A 10676-nucleotide genomic window follows, 5' to 3' on the forward strand; every position below is an offset into this window, starting at 1 on the left:
CAGCACATGAATCCCCGCACGCGCCACGCCCTCGAGTTCGTCCTCGACAACCTCGTCTGGTTCATGCTGGTCTTCGTGCTGGTGGTCTTCTCCATCTCCATTCCGAACTACTTCCAACTCGGCATCTTCGCCAACATCATAGAGGCGTCGAGCGTGCTTGGCGTCATGTCGATCGGCCTGGCGCTGGTCATCATCACCGGCCACATGGACCTGTCGGTCGAATCCGTGGCGGCGCTCGGTGCGATGGCGGTCGGCATCCTGTTCTGCTCGGCGGGCATCGGCCTTGGCGTTCAATTGGATCCGGAATGGCTAATGGTTCCGGTTTCGCTGTTTATTGCCCTTGCTGTCGGCGGCATCATCGGCGTCATCAACGGCTACCTGGTCGTCAAGGTGAAGATGAGTGCTTTCATCATCACGCTGGCGTCCTACATCTGGGTGCGCGGCCTCGTGCTGGTTATTTCCGGTGGCCGCTCCGCACAGGATCTTGCGCCGGCAATCCGCTGGTTCGGCATTCAGCGCCTCCTTGGCCTGCCGCTCACCGCCTGGATCGCGATTGCGTGTTTCGTGGTCTTCTCGCTGATCATGGCCAAGACCCCCTTCGGCAGGCATCTCGTCATGATCGGCGGCAACGAGACCGCAACCTTCCGCGCCGGCATCCGCGTCAACCGCAACCTCGTCATCGCCTTCGTTCTCGCTGGCGCCATCGCCGGCCTTGCCGGCTGGGTGCTGGCGATCCGCACCTCCGGCGCCACTGCCAATCTCGGCGTCGGCCTGCTGTTCAACGCGTTCGCCGCCGTCGTCATCGGCGGCGTCAGCCTGAAGGGCGGCGTCGGCACCCTGCCCGGCGTCTATGCCGGCGTGCTTTTGCTGTCGGCCATCAACACGGCGATCAACCTCATGGGCCTTCCGGCCAACTTCACCCAGGTGATCCACGGCCTGCTCGTGCTTGCCGCCGTGCTGCTCGACGCTTTCAAGCAAACCATCCGCCAGAGGCTGGCATGACCGGCCGTCTCGAAGACAAGATCGCGCTGATCGTCGGCAGTGCGCGCGGCATCGGCAAAGGCATCGCACAGCGCTTTGCCGAAGAGGGCGCGAAGCTGGTCCTGGCCGATACCGAGGTCGAGGCCGGGCAAGCGGCCGCGGACGAGCTCGGCGCTGCCTTCATCCGCACCGACATCTCGCAGATGCCCGATGCGGAGGCCGCCGTTGCGCTGGCGCTCGACCATCACGGCCGTCTCGACATCATGGTCCAGAATGCCGGTATCTATCCCTGGCAGTTGCTGGAAAACACCAGTTCGGAGGACTGGGACCGTGTCATGGCGGTCAATTTGCGCGGCAGCTTCAATGCCGCCCGTGCCGCGCTCGTTCCGATGAAAGCGCAGCACTTTGGCCGCATGCTGTTCACCTCCTCCATCACCGGCCCGCACGTCACCAGCCCGGGTCACGGGCACTATTCAGCGACCAAGGCGGGCATCAACGGCCTGATCCGTTCAGCCGCTCTCGAATTCTCGGGCTATGGCATCACCGTCAACGGGGTCGAGCCCGGCAATATCCTCACCGAAGCAATCCAGCTGCATCGCGGCGCCGCCTATATAAAGAACATGGAGGACTCCATACCGCTCGGCCGCCTCGGCAGCCCGCGCGACGTGGCCAATGCTTTCCTGTTCCTGGCCTCGGACGACGCCAGCTACATCACCGGCACTACCATCATCGTCGACGGCGGGCAGCTGCTGCCCGAGGGCAAGGATTTCCGACTCCTTCCGCCATGATCGTCGATTTCGGCGACGGTTTTTCCTGCACCAGGCAACAGCGGCAGATCATGCAGCACTTGCCATGGTTCGTCTCAAGACCGGCGACGCGGGCAAGGATGGTAGCTAAGCGACTTGGCTTCGCGCCGGAAGTTGCAGGCTGAGGCTTCGCCGGACGTGCGGCAGCGCCGACGAAACAAGGCTGCGCCCGATAAAACTCGATTCGCTACCAATCCTTCAACATCGGTTTACCCGAAGTTGGTAACAGCAACGACGCTCGTTTTCATGATCAAGCAAAGGGCCTACCTTGCCGCAGCATTACAGCTCTGCTTTCGGCCACCGGAGCGATTGCAACTGGTCGAGATTGCACCGCTACGAACACCCGACGGTCGCCGCGATGGCCGATGGGAAGCCTGGCGTTGCCATGGTCTGGAAACGCGGGGACTCCGGTGCCGGGAGCCGGGCTTGAGCGTCATTCGCGCCCTGAAAGGCGCCGATCTTCCGGCAGTCGCGGGCATGTTTCAACGCGTGCTGCGCAAAGAGCGGACCGAAGCGCCGGCCTCGCTCATCGACTATATGAGACGGTTTTATCTGGAGGCGCCCGGTTGCGGAGGCGAGCTCCGGTCGCTTGTCCATGTCAACGACGCCGGCCGCGTCTCCGGGTTTGTCGGCGTTCACATATTGCCGATGCAATTCAACGGCCGACAATTACGCGCCGCCATCTGCAGCTCGCTCATGGTCGAGGATCATGAGCGCGACCCGATGGCCGGCGCCCGCTTGTTGAAAGCTTACCTGGATGGTCCGCAGGACATCTCCTTCAGCGAGACGGCCAACGACATCTCCGCAAGGTTGTGGACACGGCTGCGCGGCGTGGTCCTGCCGCAATACAGTCTCGATTGGGTACGCGTGATGCGGCCGTCGAGCTTTGTGCTCAGCCTTTCCGCCAGTCGCATGAAGCTTGCCCGAATACTCAATCCCTTTGCGCATGCCCTCGACCGATTTTATTGCAGGCGAATGAAGTCCAGCGAACGACGCTGGTCCGGTGTGGCGGCGGACGGGGCAGGCCATGGCGCCTTTCGGACGTCGGAAATCGACAGCGGCACATTTGCCAAGCTCGTCGAACCGTTGACCGTCCAGTTCGCCCTGCGCCCGCAGTGGTCGGAAGGCCAGCTTGATCATATCCTGACCGATGCGGCACAAAGGCCGGACCTGGGCGAGCTTATCTACGTTTCCGTGACATCGCCAGTCGGCACCAATGTCGGCGCATTCGCCTATTACGCAAGGGCGGGTGGAATCGGTCGCGTGCTGCAGATCCTCGCCCTCCCCGGCCAGGCGGGTTCGGTGATCGACTGCCTGATCGATCATGCCGCCGTACGCGGCGTCAGCGGCCTGCGCGGGCGCATTCAACCCGCACTTCTGGAAGCAATGCTTGGGCGACGCATAGCTTTCCTGACCGTTGCCTCGACCGTGGTGCATTCACGCGATCCAGAGCTTCTGGATGCCATGAAGAACTCGCAAGCTTTCCTGAACGGGCTTGCGGGCGAGCAGTGGAGCCGGCTGATCGGCGGCCGCTTCACCTGAAGCATTCAGTCGTGCGGGAGCGACGTTATTGGCTGATCGTTGGAGGCCTTTGCCTTCGCTCAGTGGGAACGTCGAGGGGCGAGACGTGACCCTGGTGGCTGCGCAAGGCGGTGGCTCACGATCTGCCGGCCTCTGACACTGATCCCGGCCCGGACTGTCAGGAGCTTCTTGACTATGCCAAAGGCGGTCACGGATGCCCTGCGATATGTTCGACAAGGCGAGGTGCTTCCTCAGCGATCACCAAGATGATGCCTGACTTGCGTGTGGAGGCGAAGTCCAGCCCTGCGAAGTAAAGGCCCGGCAGGGCGGCCACGCCATCCGCGTGAACAGGCTGTCCCGCGTTGTCGAGCGCACCGGGAAGCCTCATCCAACTGAAATCGCCCTTAAAGCCCGTGCACCACACCACGCTCGTTACGCCGGAGCGGGAGAGATCGAGCGAACCGATCGTCGGGTTCGGCTGACGCATCGCGACCGTCTCCGCCGGGTCGGGCTCCGCAACGGGTGCATCGATCCCCATGCGGCTGATATAGTCGTCGACATGGCGTTTGACATTTTCGGAGGCTTCATCCGCAAAGCGGGCATTCGCTTCGAGATCGTCGGCAAACGAGAGGCTGCCGCCATCCTCGATGCCGGTGAGACGCCCAAGCAGCACGACACCTCGGGCGCTCAGCGCCTGAAGGCTTATCGTATGCATCGACCCGAGCACACCACGCGGCGGGATGCGTCCCGCAACTCGAATGACTTCCTCCCGGCGCACGTCGAGAAACCCGCTTTCGAGCAGCCAGACCATGATGTCGCGACCCCGGTAGCGCCGTGGAAGCCGTCCGACACGACTGGTCGCAAGGAAGACTGCTCGACCCGCGTCCACCAGTTCCTCCGCGATCTGAGCACCAGATTGGCCGCTTCCGACCACCAGCACCGCTCCATCGGGCAGATCGGCAGCGCTGCGGTAGCCGGAAGCGTCAATCTGGCGGAGAGCGGGCGACAACGCGGCGGCCCAGACCGGGCGCACCGGGCAATTCAGGCTGCCGCTTGCGACGATCACATTGCGCGCCCAAAGCGTGCCGTGTGAGGTGGTCAGCCGATAGGCGCCATTCTCGTGCGTGAGTTCGCTTACCGCAGTATCCGGTTCGATCGGCAGCGCGTTGCGCCCGGCGAAATCCTCAAGGAGAGTGACGAACTGATCGCGCGTCAGGGCACCATCCGGATCCGGACCGTCATAGCAATCGCCCGGCATGACGGTCTGCACGTTGGGAGTATTCATCCGAAATAAATCCCATCGCTGTGTGCGCCAGGTCTCTCCTATGCGGCCCCGCTCCAATACGCTGTGGCGCAGGCCCCGTCGCGCCAGCCAATAGCTGACACCCAGGCCGGCCCAGCCGGCCCCGATGACGACAGCATCGAGAACATCGCCGCCATCAGTCATTTGCTGCGGTGATCTCATAATCGCCCCCGGCAATCTCGCCGCGCAGCATTAAGCCTTGTCCACGGCAACTAGTCCAGCACCGCCGATTTCCGTCCGACTGGCCGAGCGCATTCCGGTTCGCCAGCTTCTCGCCAGACCGCAAGGCGAACCCGAGAACCTCCAACGTAGTCTCCATCGAGAACTCCCTTTGCTCGTCCACGGAAAGCCGATCACAGATCAAGACGGACAGGGCAATGTGGGGGCGGAACATCGATCCCCCTGAAGCGCTCGCCGTAGCTAATGCATGTCGCGCAAAAGTGTGCAGCGGTTTTGCGATAACGACATGCATAAAAACAACAACCTAAAGCGCGTCGCATGAGGCCGGTAGAGGCCGGTCAAACGCGACGCGCTTTAGGTTGGAGAGGCAGGTCAGGTATCGACTTCCTCGACTTCATCGACAAGTTGGGGACGCAGGTGCAGATAGCGCGTCGCCTTGCGCTTGGCGGCGATGTCGGTCCAGACGCGTTCAACTTGCGAGGCAGTTAATCCCGCCGCCTGCCCCACCACTTCGGCGGTGACGCCGTTGTTGCGGCCGCAAAGGCAAATATCCATGCGGTCATAAGGAAGCGAGAAGTAGAACTCCTCCTGCGTCTGTGCCAGCGAATAGGTATCGGTGGTCGGCGGCCGGTTGCGGATTTCCTCGGGAACGCCGAGATAGGCCGCGAGCGCGTAGACCTGCGTTTTATAGAGGTGGGCGATCGGCTTGACGTCCGCCGCGCCGTCACCGTTCTTGACGAAGAAGCCCTGATCGTATTCCAGCCGGTTCGGCGTTCCAAGAACGGCGAAGTTCAGGCGATCGGCATGATAGTATTCGATCTGCTTGCGGGTGCGCTGCTTCATGTTGGTGGCGGCGACGATACCGAGATAGACCGGGAGTGGCATTCTTATTTTGGTCTGCTTGCCATTGGGGTCCTGCACCACCAGCGACGAAATATTGTAGCCCTCGCCCTCGAGGGCGTTTGCAATCACGATCTTCGAGCCCCAGCCTTCGCCGTATTCCGGGACCAATTCACGGATGAAAGCGTCGCGACGCTGGTAGCAGCCCATCGCACGCAGGGCCGGCCCGATATCCTCCACAATAGCCTCGACACCGAAAGTGTCGGCGACAAGCCGACCGAGCCGTAGACTTTCCGGATCGGAATCGTTTTCCGGCATGAAGAGGCAAAGTACATTCTGGCCGCCGATGGCTCGCGCGGCCAAGGCGACCGAAACGCTGGAATCGATCCCGCCGGAAAGACCGAGCACGAGGCCGCGCTTACGAATGCCGCGCAACTGCTTGCGTAAGGCCGTCACGATCCTGTCCGTTTCGACGGCGGGGTCGATCGCCAGAGCCTGCGCCAGAAAGGTCTGCGCGTCCTGGGTCGGGCGAACACTCATTGCGCGGCCTCCATCATCTCTGCCGCAAGCCGGCGGCTGACCTTGCCCGTATCCGTCTTCGGCAGTTCCCGGCGGAACTCGATGACCTTGGGGACCATGAAGTCCTCAAGGTGACGTGCGCAGTGGCGCATGACATCTTTTTCGCTGAGCGTCGGGTCCGAGCGTACGACGAATGCGCCGATCGCATGCCCGAGCACCGGATCCGGCACGCCGACGACAACGGCTTCCGCGACGCCGGGATGGGCGTGAAGCACGGCTTCCACTTCCTTCGGGGCCACTTTCTCTCCCCGCGTCTTTATGATGTCGTCCTTGCGTCCGACGAAATAAAGAAAGCCGTCCTCATCGGTCCTGAACAGGTCACCGGTGTAGAGAACCTTTTCCCACGGGTTCGGGCCCGGTCGCAGCGCTCGTTCCGTCGCAGCTTCGTTTCGCCAATAACCCTGCATGACGTGCGGTCCGCGAATGACCAGTTCACCCGCTACGCCTGGCGGCACGCGATGCCCGTGGTCGTCGACGACAAAGGCTTCGGTGTTCGGGATGGCTATGCCGACCGACCCCGGCCGGCGGTCGAGCTCCTCGGGCGGCAGGTAGGTGCAGCGCTTGCATTCCGTCAGGCCATACATCGAATAGAGCCTGACACCGGGAAAAAGGAAGCGCAGGCGTTCTATATGAGCCGGCGGCAAGGCAGCCGCCGTGTTGGAGATATAGCGAAGGCTGGGCAGGAAGCCCGGCTCCAGGTCACGCATCTGCAGGATCATCGCTGCCATCGTCGGCACGAGCGGAAGACCGGTGACGCCTTCCTCGCGGATACGCTCAAAGATCACTTGAGGAAAGGCGAAGGATTTCTCGAGCACGAGCGTGGCGCCGAGCCTGACGGCCATCAGCAACTGATAGAGGCCATAGTCGAAGGCAAGGGGAAGAACATTCAAAATGATGTCATCGGGCGTGTTACGCAGATAGGTGGTGATGGAGTCCGCTGCCGCGTCGCAATTGCGGTGCGTCATCATCACGCCCTTGGGCCGGCCCGTTGAGCCTGAGGTGTAGATCAACATCGCAAGATCGACGTCAATGCCACGGTGGTCTATCTCTCTGGCTTCGAGCGCCAGACAGTCCGCCAGGGACGTCGCCCCAGCCGGGCATTGGTCGTCGGCACCAACGGTGGAAGCCACGAAGATGCCGCTGTTGCCGCTCGATCCGCACGCTTCGGCGACCACGGGCATCAGTTTTGCCTGCGTGAGGATCGCGGCAGCGTCGCAATCGGCGATGATGTAGGCAAGCTTTTCGGCCTTGGTGGATGCGTTGATCGGACTGAAGGTCGTCCCTGCCTTGAGGACCGCGAAAATCGAAACCGCAGCCTCCCAGCAATTGTCCATGAAGATCAGGACCCGGTCGTTGCGCCTGACGCCATTCGCGAAAAGGGCTGCGGCCAGGCGGCTCGAAAGATCGTCCAGTTCTTCGAAGCTCAGCCTTTTGTCCTTGGTGATCAATGCCGTTTTGGCGGGATGGGCAGCGGCCTTCGCGGCCAGAAAATGTTCGATCCGCACGGACGCTCCTCGTCGATCGCGCCTAGACTACCGGCGTTCCCGCTTTCGCCTTGATGAAGGACGAAATACGGTCAACCGAATCCAGGTTGGCCGGTACAATGTCGGAATCGGCCATCGCAATACCGAAATTGTCCTCTATGAAGGCCACGAGTTCCACCACGGCGGTCGAGTCGATGATGTCGTTCTCGATCAGCGAGGCTGTATCTGCAAGTTCATAGGACGCGTCGCCAAACAAGAAGTTGTCAACGATAAAGGCTCTGACCTTGTCCTTGATTGTTATCATCATTTTTTCCTTCCCTGGATTTCTCAGGCCGCTCGTGCTGCACTGACTTCTTGGCCGGTGAAATTTTTCTGCCACAGTTGCGTCGATAGGATGCCGACGAAGGCCGCGTTGTCGCGGAACCCGGACGCTGGCTGCGTGCGGCATTTCTCATGAAGGTTCGCCACCGCCTTGGCGTTGAACAGTCCGCCGGCAGCGATGTTCGCTTCGCTCAGCGCGTCGCGGACATAGTCCAGTTCCCCGGCTCCAACGAAGGAGCGGGCTTCCGGAGCCCGGTAAGGCTGTTTGGTACGCTCCCGGATCGCGCTGGGAAGCAGGTGCTTGGCTGCCTTGCGCAGTATGTGCTTTTCGACCAATCCCTTCAGCTTCATTTCCGGCGGAAGTCTTCCTGCGAACTCCACCAAACGAGGATCGAGGAAAGGGAAACGTCCTTCGATACCGTGCGCCATGGCCATCCGATCGCCTTGGCTGGACAGGATATAGCCCGGCAGAAGGAAGCGGGTTTCGAGATATTGCGCCTGATGCAGCGGGTGCCACAGGGAAAATGCTTGGGGCAACCGGCTGACCAGGTCCTCGGCCGCATCATAGCCCTTCAACGTCGCACGCAGGTCGCCGGAAAAGAAAATCTTTGCCGCCGCCGTCGTCTTGAAGCGCGGCCGATGCGAGAATAGCGGATCGTCGAGGGCAGCGTTGCCGGTGCCAAAGAATGCAGACAGGTACTCCACGGATTGCTGTTGCAGACCCGGCAGATAGGGATAAAGCCTGCGGAACAGCTGCGGCCTCATGCGCGATGCCGGCTGACGTCCGCAGAACCGCCGAACACGCGCTTCCCTGAAGATATCGTACCCAGCGAAGACCTCGTCGGCGCCCTCACCGGTCAGCACCACTTTCAGGCCGGCCTGTCGAACGAGGCCGGACAACTGGTAGAGAGGTGCCGGGGCGGTGCGGATGATTGGCCGCTCGGCAAAGCGGATGACTTCGGGGAAGACGCCGGCGATATCGCCGGGATGGCAGGCAATGGTTCGATGCTGGGCGCCAAGTGCTGAAGCCATCTCGGTCTGGAACGCGCTTTCGTCGTGTTCGGTGCTGTCGAACGTCACGGAAAATGTCTGCAGCCTCCGAGGAGTCATGCCGGCGGCGAGCGCCGAAACAAGGGACGAATCGAGCCCGCCCGAAAGATAAGAACCGACCGGCACGTCGGCGCGCATGCGAAGCCTCACCGCATCGGTCAAAAGGGCCTGCAGTTCCTCGGCGGCATCGTCCTCGTTGGTGACCTTCGACGGCGCGTCCCGATGCGGATAGTCCAAGTGCCAATATCGTTTGACCGTGACTTGCTCCTGTGTCGCGATCATCACGCTTGCCGGCTCCAGCTCGTGGATACTGCGGAAAGCCGTGCGGGGAGCAATCGGCGCCCAAAGCGTAAAGATCTGGTCGAGTGCAATCGGATCGATTTCGGCCGAGACGCCCGGAACCTTCAGGAGGGCTTTGATCTCCGACGCAAAGTAAAGCACGCCGTCCTTGTTCGTGTAGAACAGCGGCCGGACACCCATGCGGTCTCGTGCAAGCACCATACGCCGGCGCCTGTTGTCCCATATCGCGAAGGCGAAATCGCCGTTCAGAAGCGACAGGCAGTCTTCGCCCATCTCGTCATACAGCTGCAGGATGACCTCAGTGTCGCTCGACGTACGGAAGCGCCGGCCCTTGGCTATCAGCCCTTCGCGCAGTTCCAGGTAGTTGAAAATCTCGCCGTTGAACGCAATCGTCAAATTGCCTGACACGTCGGACATCGGCTGCTGGCCATCACCGATCCCGATCACCGACAGCCGCGCATGCCCGAGCCCAGCGTCGGCTGTCACAAATTTCCCTTGCTCATCCGGCCCGCGATGGGCGATCGCAGCTATCATGCGCGTAAGCAAAGCTTCCGCATCCCGGATCGAACCGAAATAGCCCCCGAATCCGCACATTACCTACGACTCATATATCAGCGATGTACGAAACATAACCTCAATAGTTGCCTCAAGCGTTAACCAGATAACTTCGGCTAACACATGGTTAACAATAGTTAAACAACAAAGGTACTTTTTTCTATTATCTTATCTAGAATAGAGGAATATACTTCAAATTTAATGCAACTTTTGTTCGGGTTACAGCGGCGCTGTCGCGTTGCGGTTTATGGCCGGCTCAGTAGGTAACGTCACCGATCGCTTGCTCGCTCGATGGATTTGCAATCCCGAGCCGCCCCGCTCTAACCCGACAAACGTGCGGAAACCAAAAGCGCTCAGTCTGCCCCGAAGTCAGCGAGCGGCTGTCGATCTGCTCACGTGCAACCTTGAAAGCGCTGATAGTCGAATGAACCGGCGGAGATGTCCCGGAGGGAACCGAGGGGCATTTCCGCCGGCTCAACTGGAACCCGGAGGAGTCATTCGGGGTTCCCAGTGCGGCCTAACGCCGTCCGGCCCTGATCTGTTCCGCGTTTAGAGCCCGCAACAACCCTGAGATCGTGTTTGGTAACCGGTCCCCGTGATACCATTCGGCGGCATGGCCTGTGGTCTATCGCGTTGACCGACTGGGCGCGCCTAGCTTCTAGGCATCGTTGACAGAGATCGTGTCCCAGGGAGTGGTGTAGCTGACGGCTTGGTCGCCGCGCTCTCCGGCATGGGGCCGGGCTGATCAGCGTGCCA

At 61.2% G+C, this 10676-nt stretch carries 8 protein-coding genes; 3 read left to right on the plus strand and 5 right to left on the minus strand.

Features of this window, described 5'->3' with window-relative positions:
* Positions 1 to 6 precede the first annotated feature (6 nt).
* The 3 genes from CIT26_RS01015 (at position 7) to CIT26_RS01025 (ending at position 3329) form a co-directional block, all read left to right on the plus strand.
* A complete protein-coding gene (locus CIT26_RS01015; protein WP_095490824.1) occupies positions 7 to 1002 on the plus strand; it encodes an ABC transporter permease in 996 nt (331 codons plus the stop codon).
* Positions 999 to 1769 carry an SDR family NAD(P)-dependent oxidoreductase gene (locus CIT26_RS01020; protein ID WP_095490825.1) on the plus strand — a complete coding sequence of 257 codons (771 nt, stop codon included), beginning with the start codon at positions 999 to 1001 and terminating at the stop codon, positions 1767 to 1769. The genes CIT26_RS01015 and CIT26_RS01020 overlap by 4 nt, the downstream gene beginning before the upstream one ends.
* Before the next feature lie 444 nt (positions 1770 to 2213).
* Entirely contained in the window at positions 2214 to 3329 is a 1116-nt protein-coding gene (locus tag CIT26_RS01025) for a hypothetical protein (RefSeq protein ID WP_095490826.1), read from the plus strand.
* A 187-nt stretch (positions 3330 to 3516) separates the two neighbouring features.
* On the opposite strand, the gene CIT26_RS01030 is transcribed toward CIT26_RS01025, so the two are convergent.
* From CIT26_RS01030 to asnB, 5 genes are all read right to left on the minus strand, one after another.
* Positions 3517 to 4755: a flavin-containing monooxygenase gene (locus tag CIT26_RS01030; RefSeq protein ID WP_167391227.1), complete on the minus strand. Its 1239-nt coding sequence runs from the start codon at positions 4753 to 4755 to the stop codon at positions 3517 to 3519.
* Positions 4756 to 5163: 408 nt separating this feature from the next.
* On the minus strand, positions 5164 to 6171 hold the full coding sequence (gene nadE / locus CIT26_RS01040; protein ID WP_095490829.1) for an NAD(+) synthase: 1008 nt from the start codon (positions 6169 to 6171) through the stop codon (positions 5164 to 5166).
* Complete coding sequence (locus CIT26_RS01045; protein ID WP_095490830.1) at positions 6168 to 7715, minus strand: class I adenylate-forming enzyme family protein; 1548 nt, start codon at positions 7713 to 7715, stop codon at positions 6168 to 6170. The genes nadE and CIT26_RS01045 overlap by 4 nt, the downstream gene beginning before the upstream one ends.
* A gap of 22 nt (positions 7716 to 7737) precedes the next feature.
* Entirely contained in the window at positions 7738 to 8001 is a 264-nt protein-coding gene (locus CIT26_RS01050; protein WP_095490831.1) for an acyl carrier protein, read from the minus strand.
* Positions 8002 to 8021: 20 nt separating this feature from the next.
* Positions 8022 to 9959 (minus strand): asparagine synthase (glutamine-hydrolyzing), encoded by a 1938-nt coding sequence (gene asnB / locus CIT26_RS01055; RefSeq protein WP_095490832.1) that lies wholly within the window; start codon positions 9957 to 9959, stop codon positions 8022 to 8024.
* Between the last annotated feature and the right edge of the window lie 717 nt (positions 9960 to 10676).

Source organism: Mesorhizobium temperatum, assembly GCF_002284575.1.
GTDB lineage: Bacteria > Pseudomonadota > Alphaproteobacteria > Rhizobiales > Rhizobiaceae > Mesorhizobium > Mesorhizobium temperatum.

Bases quoted from the DNA above. Each gene is read 5' to 3' on its own strand.
- CIT26_RS01020 (WP_095490825.1), top strand. From the start codon at position 999: ATGACCGGCCGTCTCGAAGACAAGATCGCGCTGATCGTCGGCAGTGCG.
- CIT26_RS01030 (WP_167391227.1), bottom strand. From the start codon at position 4,755: ATGACTGATGGCGGCGATGTTCTCGATGCTGTCGTCATCGGGGCCGGC.
- asnB (WP_095490832.1), bottom strand. From the start codon at position 9,959: ATGTGCGGATTCGGGGGCTATTTCGGTTCGATCCGGGATGCGGAAGCT.
- nadE (WP_095490829.1), bottom strand. From the start codon at position 6,171: ATGAGTGTTCGCCCGACCCAGGACGCGCAGACCTTTCTGGCGCAGGCT.
- CIT26_RS01015 (WP_095490824.1), top strand. From the start codon at position 7: ATGAATCCCCGCACGCGCCACGCCCTCGAGTTCGTCCTCGACAACCTC.
- CIT26_RS01050 (WP_095490831.1), bottom strand. From the start codon at position 8,001: ATGATGATAACAATCAAGGACAAGGTCAGAGCCTTTATCGTTGACAAC.